Below are 25,746 nucleotides of genomic sequence, written 5' to 3'. Positions count from 1 at the left end.
TTAATCCTCTTTTTTTATGCTTCGTGCATGGCTTTTGGAATTATTTTTTGTAATTTTGAGAAAAGCAACAATGTAGGAGGTGTAATAACTTAAAATGTGCGGATATGGAACTAGCATTTGACAAGGGAAAATTACCGTGGGAAGGCAGACTCTCTCTATTTGAATACGTGAAATTACTTCTTGGGCTTGAAACTCAAAAGGGGTTCGAGCCGGAAGAGGATAACGAGTTACCCGACCACGCTCCGTTGAGAGGAGAGTGGGGTTTCTACGATCCGGGATGTGACGACTACTGGGATCTTTATGTTAATCCGATAAAAGATGTAAAACCTCAATTTATAAACAGATTGGTAGATCTTTTTATGGCATGTGCTATTGGCGAAGACTTAAAAGCCAAAATTGCCTTTTACAAGATCGTGAGAGATAATCCGATCGTCGGTTATTACGAGGCTTTCTTTAAGGAAATGGAAAATAGACAAATACCAGTCAATACTAAAATTCTTGAATTTGCCTACTGGATGGTTCGTAAGGCTCCTGATCGGGAAGTCGTGAAATTAGGTATCATCCTTATGGGAGGAACACATCATCCGATGTTTTTACCAACCTTGAAAACGATAGGTCGACACGGGGAATTCGTTTTCTATGTAATATCGTCTTTGAGTGAAATTACCCCGGATTGGGAAAGTATATCAATGGAATTAGTAAAACCTATGTGGTTTTTCGGTAGACAACTTTCCGTGATGTTTTTAATTCAATATCATCAACGGGAAGAAACACGAAGATGGTGTATCCGACACGGTTTCCAGAATCTTTATGACGTGGGGTTTATCATGTCTGAATGTATAGATGAACTAGATGTTGTCAAGGATTTGTATGAAGAAAATTGGGATGAACCGTTGGTCAATGCCGTGCAAGTGATGATCAGGGAGATTTTAAGATCTCCAATCTTGAAGACAAAAGATGGAGGAGAGATCATTTATTTATACGTGAAACAATTTGTCAGTAGGAAAAAAGGATATGTGCATTATCTCGTGTTAAAGGATTTGTTAGTTTTTTTTGATCAAGTTGCTAAAGATAAAAAATTACTTGATACCATAAATCTTTCGGAAGACAAGTATAGTGATATTTGGATAGATGTTAAAAACGAAACTCAAAAACCGTGGTTCCAAAATATACGAAAAATGCAAGATAAAGAATTCAAGACATATCCCTACACAATAGAGGATCGTTGTAGCAAGGCTTATGATGAGTTATTGTGCGAGAAAATTAATTATAATATTGTGAAATGACTTCCGCCGCTTTCGGGTAACCCAAACGTTTCGAAATTTCCAGATCTTCAAGAGCTTCTTTATAGTTATCAACGATTAGCTTCGAGATCGCCCGGTTGTAATAGGCTTTGGCGTTCGAGGGATCGATCTCGATCGAACGAGTATAGCTTTCAATAGCGTTGCTGAGTTGTCCCTTTTGATGAAATATCACGCCCCGGTTGAAATACACGGCACTTGATTTCAACCCGAGCGAAATCGCTTTATTATAATCAGCAAGCGCACCCTCCAAATCTTTCATCCCGTAGCGAACGATCCCGCGGTAATGATAGGCTTCCAGCAAATCCGGCTGCAGGTTGATCGCGTGACTGTAATCTTTGATTGCCTTTGTCGGTTCTCCCAGATTTTCATAGATAATACCCCGGTTGTAATAGGCCATAGCATGATCGGGAACGTTGGCGATCACGTAGTTGATATCCTGAAGCGCTTCTTGATTCTGTTTCAGGTTGGCCAGAATAATTGCCCGGTTGTAATAGGCCGAAAAGAAGTTAGGATCCAGAGAGATAGCGTTATTAAATTCCTGTAAGGCTTTTCGTGGTTGCTCCCGGGTAATGTAGTCCATGCCTCGCTCGTTGCTCTTTACAGCCTTGTGGTGAGCACATGAAGTAAATAGAAAAAATAACATTATCCAAGTATAATAGCGCATATTCGTTTGTAATTACGTGATTCAAAGTTAATGATTAATCATGAAAAAATGAATATTTATTTATTTTTATTTGAATATAACCGTTTTACGAGATCACTTCTTTTCAGTTTCGACAATATCCCGATAATTTCATTCTTGAATTCCCGCTTGTACCAGAAGAAAAATATATTCTGGCGTTTTTTCTCGGCTTCCGTTTTGGCTGATTCTATCTTGCTGAGAGAGTAGGGATGAAAACCTGAATAATACATATCGGTGGCTAGCGTCATGGGGGTAGGGGTAAAATCCTGAACCTGTTCTAGCTTGAAATCCAATTCTTTCGTGTCGATCGCCAATTTGGCCATATCTACCAGGCTACACCCGGGATGTGACGAGATAAAATACGGGATAATTTGTTGTTTCAAATGTTCTTTTTTATTGATCGCATTGAAACGGGCGGTCAATTCCTGGAATAATTTGAAAGAAGGTTTACGCATCAAGTGCAGGACGTTGTCGGAACTGTGTTCCGGGGCCACTTTGAAACGGCCGGACACATGATGCTTGATAACGGTCTCCAGGTATTCCCTGTTGACCGCATCAGTTTCCTTGTTCCCCGTGCGATGCATAGTCAGGTCGTAGCGTATACCGGAACCGACGAAGCAATGTTTTACCTGGGGATCCCTTCGAACCTTGTTATATAGCTCCAAAAGATGCGAATGGTCGGTATTTAGGTTTTTACACACGGTCGGGTGCAAACAGGAGGGACGTTTACACTTCTCGCAGATACCCGAATCTTTGCCTTTCATCATGTACATATTGGCCGAGGGACCTCCTAGATCGGTAATTGTTCCTTTAAAATCGGGCATTTCGCAAACCCGTTGTACTTCTCGCAAGATTGATTCTTCGGAACGGGAAGCGATAAATTTTCCCTGGTGGGCGGAAATCGTGCAAAAGGCACATCCCCCGAAACATCCGCGGTGCATGGTGATTGAATGCCGGATCATGTTGTAGGCGGGAATCTCTTTTCCCTTGTACTTCGGGTGCGGCAAACGAGTGAAAGGTAAATCGTAAATCGCATCGATTTCGGCCGTGGTCATGGGCGGGTAGGGTGGATTCACGATAATCAATTCATTCCCGACAGCCTGCACGAGCTTAGCGGCATGAATACTGTTGGATTCTTCTTCTATATACCGGAAATTGGTAGCATATTTTCGCTTGTCCGATAAACACTCTTCATGTGAAGCCAACGTGATGGTCTGCCATTTTTTATTGGTAGCGTATTTTTCGTCCTTATGCCTGATGACGGAAGTCTGGGGTATATTCGTGAGACTTGCGAAAGGTATACCTTTCTGCAACATTTTGCATATCTCCGTGATCGGTTTTTCTCCCATACCATACACTAGCATATCCGCCTGACTTTCATATAAAATAGACGGTCTAAGTAAATCTTTCCAATAATCATAATGGGTAAGGCGTCGCAAGGAAGCCTCGATACCGCCAATGATGACGGGAGTATCCGGGTAGAGTTCTTTTAATATTTTCGTGTAAACGATCGTGGGCATATCGGGACGTGCGCCACTACGGTTGTCCGGAGTATAGGCATCGTCCGAACGTCGCCGCTTGGCTGCCGTGTAGTGGTTTACCATGGAATCCATACAACCGGGACTGATACCGAAAAACAGATTCGGTTTACCCAGTTTCTTGAAATCCCGTAAATCATCCTGCCAGTTGGGTTGTGGCACGATGGCCACATTCAGGCCCAATGATTCCAAAACCCGTCCGATCACGGCTCCCCCGAAAGAGGGGTGATCCACGTAAGCATCACCGGTGAAAAGGATAACGTCTATACTTTTCCAGCCCCGTTGTTCAACTTCTTTCTTGGTTGTCGGCAACCATTGTTGTATATTATAGTTCATAAAGCTCCTAAATTTATAAAGTTCATAAAGTGCTTGTGTTGCGGATACACTTTACGAGTCTAAGCGTTTCGCTTGAATTCCAGCACAAAGATACGGAAAGTCAATGAAGATACAGAATTTATCAGAACTATCTTTAGCCGACTTCCGATGAATATCAAATATGATAAGTATAAATAGTATCCGGTAAAGTGACTTCAACGTGTTTATGCTTTCTACGATTACATCATGATTTTGCAATCCTGATAGAAGGTAAATAGAAGAAAGATGGAAGCTAGAGTAAGTAAAATATAAAGTATGTGATTTTATCAAATAAGATTCAGGTATGATTTGCTTTGGAGTGGGGGTGTTTATTTTGTGCAATGAAATTAGAGGAATTTTCGTTCGTAAGCGTTAACTTTGCACCCAAATCAGGAGCCAAGATGAAGAAAGTAAATATTATAAGTTTGGGATGTTCCAAGAATCTAGTGGATACGGAGTTGTTGATGAAGCAATTGGAAAAAGCCGGGTACGGTGTTGAAGTGGATGTTGAGAATTCGAAAGCCAAGATTGTCATTATCAATACTTGCGGTTTTATCGGGGATGCGAAAGAGGAGTCGGTGAACACGATTCTGGAACAGGTGGAACGAAAGAACGAGGGGAAAGTTGAACGAATATACGTGATGGGGTGTTTGTCTCAACGCTACGATAAGGATTTGAAAAAGGAAATCCCGGAGGTTGATGCTTATTTTGGGAAATTCGATTGGAAAGGAATTCTCGCGGAATTGGGTAAGAAGTATGACGAACAACTTCGTAACGAGCGTCACCTAACGACTCCAAAGCATTATGCTTATCTAAAAATATCCGAGGGATGTAATCGCGGATGCTCTTATTGTGCCATCCCGATCATGACAGGTGAGTATAAATCACGTCCTTTTGAGGAGATCGTGGACGAAGCGGAGCGTTTGGCCAAGCAAGGAGTAAAAGAGTTGCTGGTATTGGCACAAGATATCACGTATTACGGGATTGATAAATACGGAAAGAATCGGTTGGCGGAATTGGTGGATCGGATTGCGGATATTCCCGGGGTAGAATGGATTAAATTGCATTATGCTTACCCGGCCGGGTTCCCGATGGAGTTGCTTACCGTGATGCGGGAACGGAAAAACGTGTGCAAATACTTAGATATAGCCTTGCAACATTGCAGTGATCACATGCTCAAAATGATGCGAAGAGGGGTGACCAAGCAACAAACCTTGGATCTCATTCACAAAATACGGAAAGAAGTACCCGGAATCGCCTTGCGCACGACGCTCATGGTGGGACATCCCGGGGAGACGGAAGAGGATTATGAAGAGTTGAAAGATTTTGTCTCGATGATGAAATTCGAGCGATTGGGCGTTTTCCCTTACTCGCATGAGGAGGACACTTATTGCGACAAGCATTATCAGGACGATGTGCCCGAAGAGACGAAAAACAAGCGGGCAGAGGAGTTAATGGAGTTGCAGGCGGGGATTGCGGCCGCTTGGAATGAAGATTGTGTTGGGGAAAAATTTGTAGTTTTGATAGACCGGGTGGAAGGAGATTATTTTGTAGGGCGAACGCAATATGATTCGCCCGAAGTGGATCAGGAAGTGTTCGTGACGAGTGACAAACCCTTACAGGTCGGGGAATTCCATGAAGTACTTATTACCGATGCGGGGCCATTCGAGCTTTACGGGAAAAATCTAGTTATAAAAAAATAGCAAATAGAGAATATTTTTTCGTTTTTATTTGTACTTTTACTCATCAGGGTTCGTTTAAATCTTGACGAGTATTTTTTTGTATGACTTTTACTAACTACAAATATATAATACCATGTTAAACGATCTATTTTGGATAGTACCCGTGTGTGCTATTATCGCTCTCCTTTTCGCAAGGATTTTTTTCAAGGGAATGATGAAAGAGTCGGAAGGAACCGACACCATGAAACGTATTGCCGGACACGTCCGCAAAGGAGCTATGGCTTATTTGCGACAACAGTACCGGATCGTGGCGATCGTGTTTCTCGTTTTGTGCGTACTCTTTGCATGGATGGCTTATGGCCCGAAATTACAAAACCCGTGGGTGTGGTTTGCATTCTTAACGGGAGGTTTCTTTTCCGGTTTGGCGGGTTACATCGGGATGAAAACGGCTACTTACGCTTCTGCAAGAACGGCTAATGCGGCTCGTAGAAGTATGAATGACGGGTTAAAGGTTGCCTTCCGTTCGGGAGCCGTGATGGGATTGGTTGTCGTGGGCTTGGCTCTTTTAGATATTTCATTGTGGTGGTTATTGTTGGATTATTTCGTGGAAGAGGCGACTGCCAGTGAAAAGGCGATCGTGATTACGACAACGATGTTGACGTTTGGAATGGGTGCGTCCACTCAGGCTCTTTTTGCGAGAGTGGGGGGAGGTATTTTCACGAAAGCGGCAGACGTGGGTGCGGATTTGGTAGGTAAAGTTGAAGCCGGAATACCGGAGGATGATCCTCGAAATCCTGCAACGATCGCGGATAACGTGGGAGATAACGTGGGGGATGTTGCCGGAATGGGTGCGGACCTTTACGAGTCGTATTGCGGTTCTATCCTGGCGACGGCGGCATTGGGTGCGGCAGCTTTCAGGTTGGAACCGGAAGTTCAATTTAACGCTATTCTGGCACCTATGTTGATCGCGGCTTTCGGGGTTGTGTTATCATTGCTAGGTATATTTTTAGTAAAAACAAAGGAAGGTGCAACTCAACAGCAGTTGCTGAGGTCGCTGGACCGGGGAATTAATGTCAGCTCGATTCTGATCGTGGCAGCCAGTTTCCTCGTGATTTACCTGCTTGGTTTAAGTTATTGGATTTGTGGATCTATTATCGTTGGGTTGCTGACGGGAATTGTTATCGGGAAAGCGACCGAGTATTATACTTCTCATGCTTACAAACCTACGCGGGATATTGCGAAAAGTTCGGAAACGGGCCCCGCTACGGTGATTATTAAAGGTATCGGTACGGGAATGATCTCGACGGCTATACCCGTGTTCACGATCGTGGTGGGGATTATTCTTTCTTTCTTGTTCGCCGCGGAATTTAGTTTTGCTAATATGTCAATGGGGTTGTACGGTGTCGGTATTGCTGCCGTGGGTATGCTTTCCACATTGGGTATAACGTTGGCGACAGATGCTTACGGGCCTATCGCGGATAATGCCGGGGGAAATGCGGAAATGAGTAATTTGGGCGAAGAGGTCCGCCATCGTACGGATGCCTTGGATGCGTTGGGAAACACGACGGCTGCCACGGGTAAAGGTTTTGCAATTGGTTCCGCAGCCTTGACGGGGTTAGCCCTGATCGCTTCTTACATTGAGGAGATCAAGATCGGATTGTTGCGTATGGAGCAAGTGGTTATACCGGTAGGGGAAAGGATGGTTAAAACGGCCGATGCCACGCTTTCCGATTTTATGACGCATTTTGACGTGACGTTGATGAACCCGAGAGTGTTGTCCGGTATTTTTATCGGTTCCATGATGTCGTTCGTGTTTTGCGGGTTAACGATGAATGCCGTGGGACGGGCAGCCCAGAAGATGGTGAACGAGGTACGTCGTCAATTCCGCGAAATTAAGGGGATCATGACCGGGGAGGCAGAACCGGATTACGCTAGATGTGTCGAGATTTCCACGAAAGGGGCGCAACATGAAATGGTGTTCCCGTCTTTATTAGCGATTATCGTACCCGTGGTGATGGGACTTATTTTTGGCGTTTCCGGCGTGATTGGTTTGCTTGCAGGAGGTTTGGGTACGGGTTTCGTACTGGCTATTTTCATGGCCAACGCTGGTGGGGCATGGGATAACGCTAAAAAGTATATTGAAGAAGGCAATCTGGGCGGGAAAGGCTCTGATAATCACAAGGCCACGGTGATTGGTGATACAGTGGGTGATCCGTTTAAAGATACGTCCGGTCCGAGCTTGAACATCCTGATCAAGTTGATGAGTATGGTGGCTATCGTGATGGCAGGAGTAACTTGCGCATACAGTCTTTTGTAGAATTTCATACGATAAATAGTAGAGCGAGTGTCTAACAAGTCAATTTACATAGAACTACCACCCTTAACCCCTCCTTACAAAGGAAGGGAAAACGTTTGGTAATCAACACTGCCCTACATATATTCTTTTTTATCAAGTAGTAGTAATGCCCGGTTTCGTATGCAAAACCGGGCATTTCGTATATTCTTTTCCCAGAGCTTTCTGCGGAAACCTACCTTTGGCATGTAATCATTAAAACAAATCAGTTATGAATAAGACAGAGGTTATATCACGGGTTGCGGAAATGACGGGAATTGATCCTATCGCTTGCACGAAAGTATTGGATGCGTTTGAAGAAGTCTTAAGTAAAGAATTGGCCCGTAAAGGGTGGAAAAACGAGATATTTGAAACGGTTTTCAAAATCATGAGTAACGTCAAGAATAAAAGGAACACGCAACAGGAGTAGGAATCGGAAAGATATGTTTCATCAATAATAAAAATCAAATATATGAAGTGTGGAATAAAAAAATGGAGTGTGTTCTTTGTTCTTTTGTGTTTGTCTGTGAACGTGATCGGGCAAAAGAATAACAAGATTTTGACTCAGGTTGTACGAGGTTTTGTCGTGGATGCGGCTTCGGGTTATCCGGTGGCTTATGCGACAGTGAATTTGGTGGATAAACCTGAAATCGGGTCTGTGACAGATAGTTTGGGACGTTTTGTTATTAAAAACGTCCCGATAGGGCGACATAATATACAGGCTTCTTTCGTGGGATACGAGCCGACTATTTTCCGGGAAATACTGGTAACGTCCTCGAAAGAAGTCAGTTTGAATATTCCATTGAAAGAAAGTATTAAAGAGCTGGATGAAGTTATGGTGCGACCGCAATTGAATAAAGAGCAACCGTTAAACAAGATGGTGACCACGGGAGCCCGGATGTTTAGCGTGGAGGAGGCAAGTCGTTATGCCGGAGGAATGGATGATCCGGCACGTTTGGCAAGTTCTTTCGCTGGAATCTCGCCTAGCATGTCGACAAACGGGATATCTATTCATGGAAATGCCCCGCATCTGCTACAATGGAAATTGGAAGACGTGGAGATACCGAACCCCAATCACTTCGCGGATTTGTCCATTCTTGGTGGAGGTATATTGTCGGGATTAAGCAATCATGTACTGGGCAATTCGGATTTCTTCACGGGTGCTTTCCCCGCCGAGTATGACAATGCCGTATCGGGCGTTTTCGATATGAAATTGCGGAACGGGAATAACCGGAAGATTGAAAATACTTTCCAGTTGGGTTTACTAGGGATAGACTTTGCCTCGGAAGGCCCATTGACACGGCGACACAATTCTTCTTACATTTTTAATTACCGTTACTCCACCACGGGGTTGTTGGGAGAACTGGGGATGATGGATATCGACGGAACGTTGGATTACCAAGATTTGAATTTCAAGTTTAATATGCCTACACGCAAGGCGGGTGTGTTCTCGGTTTGGGGAACGGGCTTGGTTGATAAATCGAAAGGGGATTTCGAGGAGGATACCGATAAATGGGAAACCACGGGTGATATGACGAAATCAAACACGAGCCAGTATATGGGAGCAGGCGGTATAAGTCATCGCTATTTCTTTAACAACGAGACTCAACTGAAAACGACGTTGGCCGTGACCTATTTCCGGCACGAGGGAACGATAGATAGTTATGACTGGAATCTGAAGTCGGCTCCTTATCTCGATCTGAACCGGAGCAATACGAATTTGATATTCACTACTGCACTGACCCGGAAGTTTAGTGCCAAATTTTCGAATAAAACAGGATTTACTTATACGAAGATGTATTACAACATGGATATGAACTTGGCCCCGCATCTGACGCAACCCTTGGAGTTAATTTCCGAGGGGAAGGGCAACACGGATCTGATTTCCGCTTACACGAGTTCATCTATCGGATTAAGTGATCAGGTGACGTTGAATGTGGGGATTAACGCACAAATACTGACATTGAATAATAGCTGGATGCTCGAACCCCGTGCAGGTGTTAAGTGGCAGGCCTCGCCGAAAAGCTCTTTCGCTCTCGCTTACGGGTTGCATAGCCGGATGGAGAAAATGGACGTGTATTTCGTGAAGACGCAAGGCACGGGCGATCGTTCCGTGAATAAAGACCTGGATTTCACGAAAGCTCATCATGTGATGTTATCTTACGGATTCAAGGTGTCGGACAACGTGAACGTGAAGATAGAACCTTATTTTCAATACTTGTATGATGTTCCGGTTATTGCAGACAGTTCTTATTCCGTGCAGAACAGGCGTGATTTTTACGTGGAAGATGCTTTGGTAAACCGGGGTAAGGGACGTAATATCGGGGTGGATCTCACGCTGGAACGCTATCTGAACAAGGGACTTTATTACATGGTGACAGCCTCTATCTTTGATTCGAGATATTACGGCGGTGATCGGAAGTGGCGTAACACGTTGTACAACCGGAATTATATTGTCAACCTGCTGGGAGGTAAGGAATGGATGGTCGGTCGGGATAAACAGAACATGTTCAGCGTGAACTTGAAGATGACGATACAGGGCGGTGATCGTTACGCTCCGGTAGACGAGGCAGCCACGCTGCTTGATCCGGATAGGGTGGTGCAACACGATGAAACCAAGGCTTTTTCCCGACAATTCTCTCCCATGTTTATCACAAATTTATCGGTGGGATACAAGATTAACCGGAAAAGAGTGTCGCACGAATTCGCTATCAAGAGCCTGAACACGACTGGATGCAAGGAATATTACGGTCACGAGTACAATTTCAAGACTAACCGGATAAAACCTATCCGTGGAGCCACATCCTTGCCGAATATCAGTTATAAGTTGGAATTTTAAGCCGGGCTAAGAATAAAGATCGTACATTTGTATTATTGAAAAAAGCACACACACGGGATGTTTAAGATCAACTTGAGGGGACAAACCTTTCTTTATAATCTTTTGGTGAATTCAAAATTGCGGGTATGGCGGCACGTCCTGTTTGTCGTGGCGCTGACTGCCATATCTTTCAACCAGACCTATGTTATTTTTCAACAGGACGTCACGGAACTTGGGACAGACTTGTACTGGATAACTCTTTGTAACCTGGCCTCCTATCTGGTTGTAGCTTATTTGAATATCTATCTGTTGATACCCCGGTATCTTATGCGGAAAAGATACCTGCTTTACACAATCGTGTTGTTCGTTATCGTGTTTGTACTCATGTGTTTGCTGACGATTATCGAGGAGGGGGTACGTGTCATGTTGGGTCAGGATGTATCCTATTTTCTCAATCCGGTATTTATCCTGAATTACGTGTCTTCTTTTGCCACGATTGTTTTGTGCCTGCTTGGAGGAGCGATCACGATTGCGTTAAAACATTGGACGATAGATAATAAACGAGTGAACCAGTTGGAGAGGATACATATTCAATCGGAAGTGGAACAATTGAAAGCGCAGGTGAATCCTCAATTGCTGTTCAATATACTGAATCGCACGGCTGTCTTGGCTCGTGGCGAACCGGATGAAGCTTCCGGAATGTTGTTGAAGTTGAGCCAGATATTAAGATACCAACTTTACGATTGCAGCCGGAAAGCGGTGTTGTTGAAGGCTGAGATTAATTTTCTGACAAACTATCTGGCCTTGGAACAATTGTACTCGAAACGTATCCGGTATTCGGTTTCCGCGGAAGGAGAGGTTGACCGGACTTTCGTGCCCCCCTTGTTGTTTATCCCTTTCGTGCAGCAGGCTGTTGTTCATGTTTACGGGCAGGATACGTTTACCGCTATCGATCTCCAATTTCGGGTCGAGAATAGCCGGATACATTTTGTTTGTAGCTTTGATAACGGGAATTTGCCGGATCAGAATGATTTTTCGAGCATCAGACAGCGATTGGAATTATTGTACGGGGATAACTATTCCCTGTCAATATCCAAAAGGATTATTATGTTGAAACTTAATATGCTAAAACTATGAGTAATCTTGTTGATAGTCGTGTCCCAGATTTCCTGCTGGCTCCCCGCTTCAAGTTCGCGAGACACTTCCTGTTGTTATTGACTCTTTTCTGTATCACGATCAGTATATTTGCCAACCAGTCGGGAGAACTTGTACTAACACTGGAACGCTTTTACGGGTGGCTTTATTATTTCGTGATCACGAGTGCTATTATTTATTTCAATTTGTACGTATTGGCCCCTCGTTTCCTGATCAGGGGACAAATATTGAGTTATTTGATTTCGGTCGCATGTTTGATTTTGTTGTCACTTTGTCTTATCGTGGTATTGCAGAGTTGGTTTCACGATGTTGGCGGAACGTACGAGGAGGGTAACCTGTATATCATATTGAACGTGCTGGCATCAATGGTCTCTTTGAGCTTATTGATATTTGGAACGTCGGCCCTGCTACTATTTAAATACTGGATCGGTTACAACCAGCGGATTGATGAGCTGGCTTCTTCCACGTTACAATCGGAGTTAAAGTTCCTGAAAAAACAGATCAACCCGCATTTTCTGTTCAACATGTTGAATAATGCGAACGTGTTGCTCCGAAAGAACCCGGAAGAGGCTTCACGGGTGCTTTTCAAGCTTGAAGATATGTTGCGTTACCAGATCAACGATAGTGCGAAGGAACAGGTATTATTAGACTCTGAAATCCGTTTCCTGAATGATTTCCTGAACTTGGAAAAAATACGACGGGATAAGTTCGAATACGTTATTTCAAAAGAGGGCAATATCAGCGAGGTGTGGCTTCCACCGCTTCTGTTTATCCCTTTCGTGGAGAACGCGGTGAAACACAACGTGGATAGTGAAAATTCCTCCTACGTTTATCTCGGTTTCAAGGTATGGGACAAAAATCTGGAATTTCAATGTATAAATTCAAAACCCGTGATCGCCTCGAAGAAGAATGAAGTAGGTGGATTGGGACTAAAGAATATAAAACGTAGATTAGAACTATTATTTCCGGAACATTACACGCTGGATATAAGAGAAGACGAGACAAGTTATACCGTATATTTACACTTGACATTATGAATTGTATTATTGTAGATGATGAACCTTTAGCGCGTGAAGCGATAGAAATACTAGTAAAAGATACTAGCCAACTAAATTTGCTCGGTATGTTTAATAACGCTCTTTCCGCATCAAAATTCATGGAAGAACATCCGGTAGATTTGATCTTTCTCGATATTCAGATGCCGGGAATTTCCGGGATCGAGTTTGCCAGAACGATATCCAAAAGAACGTTGGTGATTTTCACGACAGCATACACGGAATATGCTTTAGATAGTTACGAGGTGGACGCTATCGACTATTTGATAAAGCCCGTTGATCCGGACCGTTTCATGAAGGCGGTCAACAAGGCAACTTCTTATCATTCTCTATTATTAACCGGGGAGAAAGAGAATATCGAACCGGTTAACGCGGAATATTTCTTCGTGAAATCAGAGAGGAGGTATTTTAGAATTTATTACAAGGATATCTTGTTTATCGAGGGGCTGAAAGATTACGTGATTATTCAATTGGCTGATCAACGTGTGATTACTCGTATGAACTTAAAGAATATATTCGAGTTGTTACCCAAGCATGATTTCCTGCGGGTGAATAAATCGTATATCGTGAATACTATACATATAGATTCTTTTGACAACAATGATATCTTTATCAGAACGCATGAAATCGCCATTGGCAACACTTACCGGGATGCTTTTTTCGATGCCTTTATGAAAATGGGATAAGCTTATCTTTAAAAAGGTGGTGGGAAGTAACTATCTTTGAAAAAATGCGTATATTATAAAAATTAAATTTATAGCATAATGGAAAGAAAATTGAAAGAAGCATTAGCACATAGAAGAAGTTATTACTCTCTTACCAATAAATCTTCGATTTCCGATCGTGAAATCGAGGACATCGTGAAATTCGCCGTGAAGCATGTTCCTTCAGCCTTTAATTCCCAGTCCACGAGATTGGTCCTTTTGCTGGGAGAGCAACACGTGAAATTATGGAATATTGTTAAGGATACCCTACGGAAAATTGTTTCCCAAGAAGCTTTTAAAGCCACTGAAAACAAGATCGACAAATCGTTTTTAGCGGGGTACGGAACAGTTCTTTTCTTTGAGGATCAAACAATTGTAAAGGGTTTACAGAAGGCATTTCCTCTTTATCAAGAGAAGTTTCCGGTATGGTCAGAGCAAACTTCTGCCATGCATCAACTAGCCGTGTGGACCATGTTGGAAGATGCCGGTTTTGGGGCTTCTTTACAACATTATAATCCATTAATTGACGAGGCGGTCATTCGTGAATGGAAATTACCGGAGAATTGGATATTGAATGCACAAATGCCTTTCGGGGTTCCCTTGCACGAACCGGATATGAAGGAATTCAGACCGATCGAGGATAGAATTCGGATTTTTAAGTAAGTCAATTATATAGAAGGTATTCACAAGATTATTTGCGTGAAAAACCACTACTCCCTCCAACTCCCTTAGACAAGGATAGAGCTGATCACCAGACAGTTTCTCCTCCTGTGTAAAGAGGGGGTGAGGGGGCGTGGATGTATGCTGATTTATAGAACATTCTTATTTTGTGTATACCCGCTACATAACAATATTTTTATTAGCTTTGCATAGAATATGAATAGCAAAGCGCATGCGTGTAATTAATTGTTTCGTAATCATTTGCCTGTTATTTGTGGTAAATGCTTGTAGTGATAGTGGTGATAGTATTCCGAAGACCGGGGATTATTTTGTAAGAGCGAATCCTTGGCTTTTCTATTTCGTGGACGGGGAGGGGAATGACCTGTTATCTTTAAAACAAGGGAGTGTGTTACCTATGGTTTACGAGGAGAAAGGTGGGAAGCCGCAAATTGTTCCGGAAAATGTAGATGAAGATAAGTCATACAGTTACAAGGGCAATCAACATACAGTAGGATATGATTCTCGTGTTGGAAAGCATTTTTGGACAACAAGTATTTCAGGTAATCAAGGATACGTGGATAAGAAACTTTACGTCGTGTTCAACGAGACAGAAATAGACTCTATTCAGGTGAAATTTAAATTTTATCGGGAGGGATGTGTCGGCGGAGATGGTATCTGTGTAGATATTGTTCGTTTGGATTACAATAATACCACCGTGATCAAAAATGATGATTACGTGTCGGGAAAAGGAATTTGGATTACACGTGAGGCTGGGAAAGTTTCGGTGACGACAAAATAACTGAAATAGAATAAACAAAAAAAACGATCTTCTGAGGAAGATCGTTTTTTTTGTTTATTCTATATATCAAATCTTGGAATTCACGATATTCAAAATATCCGTTTCCAGTTGTTTAGCCATTTCAACAACTTTTTCACCTCTGGCGATGATGTCGTTAGCATATTCCTTGTCATCCAAGCCGGCAGCGTTGATTTTTACATTCAGGAAAGCACCGATTACACCGGAACGAGCAGCCAATGCACCAACCCCGGCATCGGTTACTGAATTCGGATTACCGATTTCGGCCATCGCTTTCACTACTTCCATACACTCGTAGCAAAGCATCATGGTCTTGAACGGAACTTCCGTCGCAAACTTGGTTGCATCTTGGATAGCCTGGTGACGAGCGGCTTTTTCTTCCTCGCTCTTCTTTGGTAATCCGAAAGCATCCATGATACGGTTGAAAGCGTTGGTATCCTCGTCAACCATTTTGATCAATTCAACTTGATAAGCTTTTCCTCTTTCAGCCCAATTGCTGAATTCTTCCCAACGTTCATCCCAACCGCGTTTGTGAGAGGAGAGATTGGCTACCATCGTTGCCAATGAAGAGGCTAATGCTCCCATGTAAGCGGAAATAGAACCACCTCCAGGTGCGGGAGATTCGGAAGCTGTTTCGTCAGCAAATTCACGGAGATTCATGTCAATCAAGAATTTCTTGCCTTGATTCATTTCATCTTCCAGGATATACTCGATAATTTTCTTTCTGGGTTCAAAAGGATAAAGTTCGTCTAGACCTAAGGATTTCACGGCGATCTTGATCAACTCTTTATCAGAAACTCCGGTAGAACGTTGTTGTTTGCGCAAGAAATAACGTCCGGCATCCAACATGGCTTTTAACGGAATTACTCCCACCAACTCAGAACCAGTTACGCGGATTCCGCGATCCTGTGCTTTGCGACAAACTTCATCAAAAGCTTCATGCACGGAGGTAACGGAAATATCTGTTAAGTTCATGGAAATCTGAGCGATTCCATATTCTTCGATAAACCAACCGATGGCTTTTACTGATTTCAGTGTTCCCGGAATCATCACGTTCTTTCCCTTCTCGTCTTTCACGATCTTCCCGGTAATAGGGTTACCTTCTCTTTTGGCTCTTCCTCTTTCGCGTACATCGAAAGCGATAGCATTAGCACGACGGGTAGAGGTACTATTCAAGTTTACATTATAAGCAACCAAGAAGTTACGGGCTCCCACGGCAGTTGCTCCCGTTTTAGCCGTCCACTCGTTCAATTCACGAGGCCCGAAATCCGGGTGCCATTGCTCGCTGCTCAAACGTTCGCCTAAAGCCTCATATTCTCCGGCACGACAAGTTGCCAAGTTTTTCCTTTCTGGAGTGAAGGCTGCATTTTCATAGCAATACACGGGGATATTCAATTCTTCACCGATACGTTTAGCCAAAGCACGGGCGTATTCTACGGTTTCTTCCATGGTGATGTTAGACACCGGAACCAAAGGACACACGTCTGTTGCTCCAAAACGGGGGTGTGCTCCTTTATGTTTTTTCATGTCAATCAATTCAGATGCTTTCTTCACGGCACGGAAGGCTGCTTCGCAAACCTCTTCCGGGGTACCGACCATGGTTACCACCGTGCGGTTCGTTGCTTTTCCCGGGTCCACGTCAATCAAACTAACCCCTTCAACAGCCTTGATTTCTGCTGTAATCTGATCTATAATGTGCATATCGTTCCCTTCACTGAAATTCGGAACGCATTCTATTAATTTTTTCATATCTATTATTAAGTTGTAATTTGACAAAGTAAATAAAGTAAATCCCCCACGATCTTTCAATTCGGACCGCCAATTTCGTAATCACTAAATCACAAAATCGTAAATCACAGAATCACTATGGGTACCTTATCCGGTAAGCTTTCCGGATCCATATTTTTTTGTAATGTGAATAGGGCATAGCTTCCTTAAATTTGTTCCCCGTTCAGGAATACGGTTTCAACCAGATCGCTTCCGTAAGCGTAAGGCAGATACTCGATTCCCGTGATAGGAATGGTGATATAAAAATTTGCTTTCTTACCCACGGCAATACTTCCCAGTTCATCTTCCACACCCATGGCGTATGCCGTGTTTATTGTTGTCGCGTTGATAACCTCTTCGGGGAGCATTTTGTAATTAACACATCCGAGAGACATCACGAATTTCATATTTCCGGAAGGAGAGGAGCCTGGGTTAAAATCTGAGGCCAGAGCAACAGGCAATCCGGCGTTAATCATTTTACGCACGGGAGAATAAGGCATATTCAGGAAGAAAGCTGCCCCCGGCAGAACGGTCGGCATGGTTTCGCTTCCTTTCAACGCGGCAATCTCTTCATCCCCGACATATTCAAGGTGATCGACGGAGAGAGCGTTATATTTCACCCCGACTTGTATACCACCCGAGTAGTCCAGCTCGTTTGCGTGTATCTTCGCACGTAATCCGTATTTCATTCCTGCGTTCAGCATCCTGTCCGTGTCTTCCACCGTGAAGAATCCTTTATCGCAGAACACGTCTATATAATCGGCCAAATCTTCACCTGCCACGGCTGGAATCATTTCGTTAATGATCAGATCCACGTATTCGGTCTGACGTCCTCTATATTCCAGTGGAACGGCATGTGCACCGAGGAACGTGGCTTTAATTGTCAAGGGTGTTTCTTCTTTTAATCGTCTGATAACCCGTAACATTTTGAGCTCGCTTTCAGTATCCAGCCCGTAACCGCTCTTGATCTCCACGGCTCCGGTTCCTAGGGAAGCGATTTCCTGCAAACGCCCGTAAGCAGAATCATATAACTCTTCTTCCGAAGCTTTACGGATACGTTCCGATGAGTTCAGGATTCCACCGCCTCTTTTGGCGATTTCCTCGTAAGAAAGTCCTTTAATTTTATCAATATATTCTATTTCACGACTTCCGGCGTACACCAGATGCGTGTGGGAATCACAATAAGCGGGGAGAACCAAGCGGCCCGTGGCGTCAATCTCTTGCACGGTATCCGTTCCCTCGTATATCGCCTCCTGATTCAATTCGCTCATTTTACCGAATGCTTCAATACGATCTCCGTCGATTAAGAGGTAAGCATCGTCGATTGTTCCCAATTTTGCCATGTCGGCTCCAGCCACCCATTTACGCGGTTCATCCTCAACCTGAACGAGTTGCTTGATGTTTATAATTAATGTCTTCATCCTTATCGTGTTTAATTCATTTGGGAACGAATGTATTAAAATCCTTGAAAATCCACAAGGAAAGCGTTCAGAAAGTTTTCCGATTATCTGAATACTTGTAAACGATTGGCATCCAGTCTTAAAAATATGAATATAAGTATGGTAAAAGACCATAGGGATGATCCCCCGTAACTGAAAAAGGGGAGTGGTATACCAATCACTGGTGCCATACCTATAGTCATCCCGATATTGATAGCCAGATGAAAAAATAGGATAGAGGCTACCCCGTAACCGTATATCCGGGAAAAACTGGAGCGTTGACGTTCTGCCAACTTGATAATTCGTAAAATAAATGCCAATAATAGCACGATCACGAATGTACTTCCGATAAATCCCCACTCTTCGCCGACAGTACAGAAAATAAAGTCGGTACTTTGTTCCGGAACGAAATTCAATTTGGTCTGCGTACCTTCCAGAAATCCCTTTCCGAAGAATCCCCCGGAACCAATAGCAATTTTAGATTGAGTAACATTGTACCCGGTTCCCTTGGGATCCACCTTTATACCCAATAATTCATTGATACGGTCTTGTTGATGGGGTTGAAGATGATCAAAAGCGTAAGTCACGGAAGGAGCGGCACCCACGCAAAGCCACGAGATAGCCAGCAACGTTATCATGTGCTTCATTTTTCGCTTGTAAATAGGAAATATAGCCGCGATACTGGTGATTGCGTAAACAATCAACAACATGTAGTAATCGGATATAGATAAATGGAAAATCCATTTTATACCTTCAAAAAGGGCAAATCCACCCCCGATAAACAAGATTATCTGGAACAACTCCCGGATATCATGTCTGTAATAATAAAACGCGATTAACGTTCCCCCGATGATCACGAGTAAAACCGTGAAAGGGGAGTATAATAACGCCATGATAAATATGGCGGCGGCAACAAAACAAAGCAATAGTATTGATCCGTGCAGGCCTTCCCGAAAAAGTACAAGGATAAAACTGCTATATACCAGGGCTGACCCCGTATCGTTTTGCAATATGATCAATCCCGCCGGAAGAGCCAGGATCACGCCTATTGTCACGAGACTGGAGAAACGCATCACCTTAAAATTGTGGCGACTCATGACGTAAGCAATGGCCAGGTTGGTCGCGAATTTGGCAAACTCGGCGGGTTGTATCCGGAAATCCCCGACTTCAAACCAGGAACGGGCTCCCTTGGTTTCCGTACCAAAAAACAAGACGGCTATCAACAGGAATATCATGATGCCATAAATCACCATCGAGAAAGTCGTGAAGAATTTACTGTCCGTGAGCAGAACCAGAAAGGCAAGCACGAATGCGGCCCCGATCCAGATCAACTGTTTTCCGTATTTTTGGGATATATCAAAGATACTACTGTGATTTTCATCGTAAACGGCGGCATAAATATTCAACCATCCGATTAGCACGAGCAGCATGTATAATAGGATGGATATCCAATCAATATTGGCAAGTAAGTTATTGGATCTGCTATTCATTGCTCTCTTCTTTTACTTTGTTGGGTATAATATCTATCAAGCTCGCTTCGAACATTTCCTTTTCGAGCGGTTTCTTTTTATCTGAAATCTTCCCTTTCAGATATTTCTCGATCAGCAAACCGGCAATAGGAGCGGCATAACGTGATCCCCATACTCCTTTTTCAACATACACGATTAAGGCGATTTTGGGATTTTCCACGGGTGCGAAGGCGATAAACACGGAGTGATCATCACCATGCGGGTTCTGTACCGTACCCGTTTTTCCCGCTATTGTGATAGAATCCACTTGTGCCCGTCGTCCGGTACCTCCTTTAATAACCATTTGCATCCCTTCGATAATCGGGTCGAAATGTTTCCGGTCAATAGGAATAACGTGCTTCTCGATCCGGTTGGCAACCAAATCTTCGGTAGGCCTTACAATATGAGGAGTCATGTAATATCCTCGATTAGCCAGGATGACGGCCAAATTGGCCATTTGAATCGGCGTGATCATCAATTCTCCCTGACCGATTGAAAGAGATATCATGTAAGAGGGATACCACTTTTGGGTTTTAAACACTTTATCGTAATATTCTTGCGTGGGGATAGAACCTGGAACCTCAAAGAAATCCGGACATATTTTGCTGCCGAATCCAAAGGATGTTACATATTTCCGCCATTCCCCGTACGCGTTCCGGACAGTTTTATATTCGGGTAATTCCAGTATTCGTTTGAATACATTCGCGTAGTAAGGATTACATGAATTCTCTATAGATTGCAATAAATTAACCGGAGAACTATGATGGTGGCATTTCATGAATTTTCCTCCCACGATAATAGCTCCCCCGTTACACGTGCATGTCGTTTGTAGGGATATGGCTTTTGTTTGTAATCCGATCAGGGCTTGTACGGTCTTGAAGATAGACCCCGGAGGATACTGGGCCTGCGTCGTTCTGTCAAACAGTGGTCTCAACGGATCATTCGTTAATTTCGCGTAATTTTTTCCCCGATCCAAACCGACCATTAATTGTGGGTCATAACCGGGACTCGACATTTTTACCAGAATCTCACCCGTGCTGGGTTCAATGGCGACAATCCCCCCCGTTTTATTACGCATCAACTCGTAGGCATATTCTTGCAGATCAACATCCAAGGTTGTATGTAAATCTTCTCCCACGATAGCTTCTTCATCGTATGCCCCGTCCGCGAATGAACCTTTAATCCGGTTCTTATTGTCTACCAGCACGATTCGTTTCCCCTTTGTACCGCGAAGATGCTTCTCGTACGTTTTCTCCAGACCACTTATCCCGATATAATCGCCCATGGCATAACAAGTATCCTGTGCTATTTGATCCGCATTTACCTCGCTGATATAACCGAACACGTCGGCAGAGTGGTTTACATTATATTTTCGTAACGTTCTGGTTTGTATGTAAAAACCGGGATAACGATAAAGTTTTTCTTGAAGGACAGCGTACTTGTTACCCGGAATTTGCGAAACCAGTATGGAAGGTTTAAAAGTCGAGTAGGTCCGACAACGTTGGATACTCTTGTCCAGTGCTTCTCGCGTGATTTCAAGAATCGAAACTAATTCCAGCGTGTCGAATGTTTTTACCTGATTAGGTATAATCATTAGGTCGTAAGCTGCCTGATTATCTACTAGGAGTTTATTATTCCGATCATATATTAACCCCCGTGCCGGATATTCAGTTTCCGTGCGCTGGGAATTATTTTCAGCCAAGATTTTATATTTGTCGGATACCACCTGATAAGTAAACAATCGTAGAATGAATACGACGCATACACTAATCATGATCCCTGATATGATCCCTTGTCTATATCCGAATTTATTCATTTCAAAAGTCTGTTATTTGATTCGAATCCACGGTTACTTCTGCGCTCTTTTGATCCCGATGAAATAATAAAGCAACATGAACAACATGGAGATAAAAGTACTTAAAATAATCCGGATCATCGTGATAAGTATATCTCTAAAAGTAAAGGCCTCTGCAAAAATGAGTACCACGTTAAATAACAGCGTGGACATGAAAGAATATTTAAGAAACCATCTGAAATCCGTCAGTCCTTGTACTCCGTGAGCGTCTTCCAATTCTTCCCGGGTAGAGGTTAGTTGCAGCAGTCGGGGACGAATGTATGCTACAAAAGTTGAAGCGGCCGCGTGTATACCAACCGTGTTATCAGCAAAGTCCATAAGCAGACCAAGCAAGAACCCGAACAACAAGAGTGGTACACCTTTCAACTTGTAAGGAAGAAGGAATATGGCGAGAATATAAATATTCAAGTAAAAATAGGAGCCAAGGTGGATGTTATCCACGATCACGATCTGCAAGAGAGATAGTATCAACAAATGAATGAGATAATTTATATTATTCATGATAGTTTATGGCTTCTAATCCTGTTTGCTCGTTTTTCTTGTTGTTTAATATGACATACACGTAATCCAGACGTTTAAAATCAACAGCCAGCCGGACTTTTATTTTCAAGAAGTTTGCCGTCTCTTTGTCGACAGATTCAACATAGCCCACCGTAATCCCTTCCGGGAATATTTTTGAAAGACCGGATGTGACAATCGTGTCCCCTTCGTTTACTTCCACGTGATAAGGAATATCATTCAAGTAAGAGTAACGGTAATCAACTCCATCCCATTGTAAGGAACCGTAATAGCTATTCTTTTTTATTTTAGCCGAAATACGGGAGTCCACGTTAATGAGCGGGATCACGATAGCAAACTGGCCACTCAAATCCTGTACTAATCCAACAATACCGTCAGGACTGCAAACGCCCATTTCCTTCCAGATTCCATTTTTAAGCCCGCGATCCAGCGTTAAATAATTCTTGGTCCGATTGAATGTCGCATTAACCAACTTTGCCCCGATATATTCGTATACGGGTATACTGTCCTGCATGAAAGTGCCTTGGACAATCGTATCCCGTGATAGTTCGTATTGCTCTAAACGGTTTTTCAACAAAATATTCTCGTTTGCTAAAGATTCATTGGTCTCTTTCAAACGAAAATAATTTTTCACGTCGGTAGCAATTGCCGATATGTTACCGAATAGTATAGAGGCGCTTTCTGAGAAAATTGCTCTCTGATATTCGTTGTGGCGAATGATCAGAGAGAAACTTACGATTTCCAGTAATATAAAAATTATAGTAAAGTGATACTTTAATATCAGTTTTATAATCTCTTTCACATCACTATCTTATAAGGAATGAGAACTTATCTACGTTCTTTAACGCAATTCCCGTACCTCTGGCCACGGCCCGTAACGGGTCTTCTGCTATATGGAATGGAATATTCAATTTATCTGACAGACGTTTATCCAAACCGCGAAGCAATGCACCACCTCCGGCCAGGTATATTCCCTTATTCACGATATCGGCATACAGTTCCGGTGGCGTTTGTTCCAACGCGGCCAGAATAGCAATCTCAATCTTTGAAATTGATTTTTCGATACAGTGGGCAATCTCCTGGTAGGATACGGGTACTTCCACCGGAAGAGAGGTCATCTGGTTCGGTCCCTGTACCACGAAATCTGCAGGCGGCTCGTCTAGTTCGGATAGAGCAGAACCCACGTGAATCTTGATTTCCTCCGCCGTACGCTCACCGATCTTGATGTTATGCTGGTGTCTCATGTATTCCTGGATATCATCCGTCAAATCATCACCCGCGATACGGATAGATTTATTCGTAACGATACCACCCAAAGAAATCACGGCAATCTCTGTTGTACCACCACCTATATCCACGATCATGTTTCCTTCCGGGGCTTCCACGTCCAAGCCGATACCCAAAGCGGCAGCCATCGGTTCGTAAATCATATAAACGTCACGTCCCCCGGCATGCTCTGCCGAGTCACGAACGGCACGTAATTCGACCTCGGTACTTCCGGAAGGTATACAAACCACGATCCGCAAAGAAGGAGAGAAGAACTTGCTTTTCCCGTTGGCCATCTTTATCATTCCCCGGATCATCTGTTCGGCAGCGTTAAAGTCCGCGATAACACCATCCCGGAGAGGACGTATGGTTTTAATATACTCGTGTGTCTTACCCTGCATCTGGCGCGCTTTCTCGCCGATGGCAATTACTTTTTCCGTTTTTTTGTCGACTGCAACAATGGAAGGCTCATTCACAACCATTTTATCATTCATGATAATGATCGTGTTCGCCGTTCCCAAGTCGATCGCTATATCTTGTGTTAAAAAAGAAAACAATCCCATATTCAATTAATGTTTGAAGTGTCTCATTCCTGTGAAAATCATCGCAATATTGTACTTGTTCGCCGCGTCAATCGAATCCTGATCATGGATAGACCCACCCGGTTGAATGATCGCGGTGATACCGGCCTTGTGGGCGGCTTCAACACAATCGGCGAAAGGGAAGAAGGCATCCGATGCCATCACGCTACCGGCAATACGCTCGCCGCCTTGACGAATCGCGTTCTCCAAAGCCCAGATCCGACTGACCTGTCCGGGACCGACTCCCGTGGTACATTTGTCTTTTGCAATCGCAATAGCGTTAGATTTAGTATGCTTCACAACTTTCCACGCGAACAACAAATCTTCCAGTTCTTTTTCTGTCGGACGACGATTAGTCACGTATTTTAATTCCCCGTCAAGCAATTGCAGGTCCATATCCTGTATCAATAGCCCTCCCAAAACGGTCTTGGCTTTTGGTGCGGTGTAATCCCGTTTACTAATATTGGACACCTGTAATAATCTCAAATTTTTCTTTTTCGAGAAGATCGCCAACGCTTCTTCCGAGAAGGAAGGAGCGACAATTACCTCCAAGAAAACGGGAGACATGATTTCAGCCGTGGCCTTATCAATTTCCCGGTTGGCAGCAACAATTCCGCCGTAAATAGAAACTGGGTCTGCGTCATAGGCTTTCTTGAAAGCTTCCGCCAGAGTGGCAGCACTACCCACACCGCAAGGATTAGCATGTTTGGCAGCCACCACCGTCGGTTCTTCGAATTCTTTCAACGTCTCCAACGCACCGTCGGTATCCCCGATATTATTATAAGATAATTCTTTTCCATGTAATTGAACCGCACCCGTCAACGTTCCCTCTGTTTCCTGTACTTGGGCGTAGAACGTGGCAGACTGGTGAGGATTTTCCCCGTAACGAAGGTCCTGTTTTTTCTCGAAAGTAAGCGTCAGGGTCTTCGGAGATTGAATGTTCAATCGTTTAGAGAAATAGTTGGCTATTAGAGCATCGTAGTGTGACGTATGAATAAACACTTTCGCGGCCAATAGCTCTTTAGTTTCGAGTGAAGTGTCTCCTTGTGCTCGAATTTCCTCGATAACTCTCGAATAATCTTCCGGATCGGTAATCACCGTCACGAAAGGATAGTTCTTCGCGGCAGCACGAATCATGGTCGGCCCGCCGATATCAATATTTTCTATAATTTCTTCGTGTGAAACTCCTTCTTTAAGGATAGTTTCCTTAAAAGGGTATAGATTACAAACGACCATGTCGATCGGTTCGATTCCTAACTCGGTCATTTGCTGTTTATGCTTTTCGTTGTCTCGTATCGCTAAGATACCTCCCTCTACATTCGGGTGGAGAGTCTTTACTCTACCGTCAAAACACTCTGGGAATTGGGTTAAATCTGAAATATCTTTTACCTGTATTCCCTCTTCTTTCAATTTCTTAGAGGTTCCTCCGGTAGAAATAATTTCCCAACCCATAGAATTTAGCGATTTAGCAAAATCAACAATCCCACTTTTGTCAAATACACTGATTAATGCTCTTTTCGTTCTCATCCGGATATTTAATTTTATATTGTTCCAAACGTAATATTACTTGCAGACAAAGGTAAAAAAAGAATACTATTTTTTTACACAAAAAATAATTTCATGTAATATTTTTCTTGCGATCGTTTCCGAATGTCCAAAAAAAGAGTATATTTGGTAAAAATTTGAATCTTTCACAAGGGTGTTTGTCAC

Annotated in this window: 20 protein-coding genes; 10 read left to right on the top strand and 10 right to left on the bottom strand. The window is 43.3% G+C overall.

Annotated features, from left to right (window positions below):
• Window positions 1-104 precede the first annotated feature (104 nt).
• Window positions 105-1,286, top strand: coding sequence for a hypothetical protein (locus DWW52_RS03995; protein ID WP_118714151.1), 1,182 nt, complete (start codon window positions 105-107; stop codon window positions 1,284-1,286).
• Here the strand turns inward: DWW52_RS03995 and DWW52_RS03990 are convergent.
• Both DWW52_RS03990 and DWW52_RS03985 read right to left on the bottom strand, forming a co-directional pair.
• Window positions 1,264-1,947 carry a tetratricopeptide repeat protein gene (locus tag DWW52_RS03990; RefSeq protein WP_233556686.1) on the bottom strand — a complete coding sequence of 228 codons (684 nt, stop codon included), beginning with the start codon at window positions 1,945-1,947 and terminating at the stop codon, window positions 1,264-1,266. The genes DWW52_RS03995 and DWW52_RS03990 overlap by 23 nt on opposite strands.
• A gap of 77 nt (window positions 1,948-2,024) precedes the next feature.
• Window positions 2,025-3,860, bottom strand: coding sequence for a YgiQ family radical SAM protein (locus DWW52_RS03985; protein ID WP_118714149.1), 1,836 nt, complete (start codon window positions 3,858-3,860; stop codon window positions 2,025-2,027).
• 419 nt (window positions 3,861-4,279) lie between these two features.
• On the opposite strand from DWW52_RS03985, the gene rimO reads away from it, so the two are divergent.
• The 9 genes from rimO (at window position 4,280) to DWW52_RS03940 (ending at window position 15,083) form a co-directional block, all read left to right on the top strand.
• Entirely contained in the window at window positions 4,280-5,581 is a 1,302-nt protein-coding gene (gene rimO / locus DWW52_RS03980; protein ID WP_118714148.1) for a 30S ribosomal protein S12 methylthiotransferase RimO, read from the top strand.
• A 112-nt stretch (window positions 5,582-5,693) separates the two neighbouring features.
• Window positions 5,694-7,877, top strand: coding sequence for a sodium-translocating pyrophosphatase (locus DWW52_RS03975; RefSeq protein ID WP_118714147.1), 2,184 nt, complete (start codon window positions 5,694-5,696; stop codon window positions 7,875-7,877).
• Window positions 7,878-8,124: 247 nt separating this feature from the next.
• Window positions 8,125-8,322, top strand: coding sequence for an HU family DNA-binding protein (locus DWW52_RS03970; protein ID WP_118714146.1), 198 nt, complete (start codon window positions 8,125-8,127; stop codon window positions 8,320-8,322).
• Between the two features lie 42 nt (window positions 8,323-8,364).
• Entirely contained in the window at window positions 8,365-10,731 is a 2,367-nt protein-coding gene (locus tag DWW52_RS03965; RefSeq protein WP_118714145.1) for a TonB-dependent receptor, read from the top strand.
• Window positions 10,732-10,788: 57 nt separating this feature from the next.
• Window positions 10,789-11,847 (top strand): sensor histidine kinase, encoded by a 1,059-nt coding sequence (locus DWW52_RS03960; protein WP_118714144.1) that lies wholly within the window; start codon window positions 10,789-10,791, stop codon window positions 11,845-11,847.
• Window positions 11,844-12,902: a sensor histidine kinase gene (locus DWW52_RS03955; RefSeq protein WP_118714143.1), complete on the top strand. Its 1,059-nt coding sequence runs from the start codon at window positions 11,844-11,846 to the stop codon at window positions 12,900-12,902. The genes DWW52_RS03960 and DWW52_RS03955 overlap by 4 nt, the downstream gene beginning before the upstream one ends.
• Window positions 12,899-13,606, top strand: a complete 708-nt coding sequence (locus DWW52_RS03950) for a LytTR family DNA-binding domain-containing protein (protein ID WP_118714142.1) — start codon at window positions 12,899-12,901, stop codon at window positions 13,604-13,606. Before DWW52_RS03955 ends, DWW52_RS03950 begins: the two co-directional genes overlap by 4 nt.
• Before the next feature lie 78 nt (window positions 13,607-13,684).
• Window positions 13,685-14,287, top strand: coding sequence for a nitroreductase family protein (locus DWW52_RS03945; protein ID WP_118714141.1), 603 nt, complete (start codon window positions 13,685-13,687; stop codon window positions 14,285-14,287).
• Window positions 14,288-14,516: 229 nt separating this feature from the next.
• On the top strand, window positions 14,517-15,083 hold the full coding sequence (locus tag DWW52_RS03940; protein ID WP_118714140.1) for a hypothetical protein: 567 nt from the start codon (window positions 14,517-14,519) through the stop codon (window positions 15,081-15,083).
• Between the two features lie 66 nt (window positions 15,084-15,149).
• Here the strand turns inward: DWW52_RS03940 and ftcD are convergent, their stop codons facing one another.
• From ftcD to purH, 8 genes are all read right to left on the bottom strand, one after another.
• A complete protein-coding gene (gene ftcD, locus DWW52_RS03935; protein WP_199691949.1) occupies window positions 15,150-16,850 on the bottom strand; it encodes a glutamate formimidoyltransferase in 1,701 nt (566 codons plus the stop codon).
• Between the two features lie 185 nt (window positions 16,851-17,035).
• Complete coding sequence (gene hutI, locus DWW52_RS03930; RefSeq protein WP_118714139.1) at window positions 17,036-18,289, bottom strand: imidazolonepropionase; 1,254 nt, start codon at window positions 18,287-18,289, stop codon at window positions 17,036-17,038.
• Between the two features lie 83 nt (window positions 18,290-18,372).
• Window positions 18,373-19,797 carry a rod shape-determining protein RodA gene (rodA, locus tag DWW52_RS03925; RefSeq protein WP_118714138.1) on the bottom strand — a complete coding sequence of 475 codons (1,425 nt, stop codon included), beginning with the start codon at window positions 19,795-19,797 and terminating at the stop codon, window positions 18,373-18,375.
• On the bottom strand, window positions 19,790-21,631 hold the full coding sequence (gene mrdA / locus DWW52_RS03920; RefSeq protein WP_118714137.1) for a penicillin-binding protein 2: 1,842 nt from the start codon (window positions 21,629-21,631) through the stop codon (window positions 19,790-19,792). The genes rodA and mrdA overlap by 8 nt, the downstream gene beginning before the upstream one ends.
• A gap of 33 nt (window positions 21,632-21,664) precedes the next feature.
• The gene (locus tag DWW52_RS03915) at window positions 21,665-22,171 is read right to left on the bottom strand and encodes a rod shape-determining protein MreD (protein ID WP_118714136.1); all 507 of its coding nucleotides are present in this window, start codon (window positions 22,169-22,171) and stop codon (window positions 21,665-21,667) included.
• Entirely contained in the window at window positions 22,164-22,991 is an 828-nt protein-coding gene (mreC, locus tag DWW52_RS03910) for a rod shape-determining protein MreC (protein ID WP_118714135.1), read from the bottom strand. Before mreC ends, DWW52_RS03915 begins: the two co-directional genes overlap by 8 nt.
• A 4-nt stretch (window positions 22,992-22,995) precedes the next feature.
• Complete coding sequence (locus tag DWW52_RS03905; protein WP_118714134.1) at window positions 22,996-24,018, bottom strand: rod shape-determining protein; 1,023 nt, start codon at window positions 24,016-24,018, stop codon at window positions 22,996-22,998.
• Window positions 24,019-24,024: 6 nt separating this feature from the next.
• Window positions 24,025-25,563, bottom strand: coding sequence for a bifunctional phosphoribosylaminoimidazolecarboxamide formyltransferase/IMP cyclohydrolase (gene purH / locus DWW52_RS03900; RefSeq protein WP_118714133.1), 1,539 nt, complete (start codon window positions 25,561-25,563; stop codon window positions 24,025-24,027).
• Between the last annotated feature and the right edge of the window lie 183 nt (window positions 25,564-25,746).

This window comes from Odoribacter sp. AF15-53 (assembly GCF_003479425.1).
In the GTDB taxonomy this organism is placed as follows: domain Bacteria; phylum Bacteroidota; class Bacteroidia; order Bacteroidales; family Marinifilaceae; genus Butyricimonas.
The sequence above is the reverse complement of the archived record's forward strand: the minus strand, read 5'-3'. Positions and strand labels throughout refer to the sequence as shown.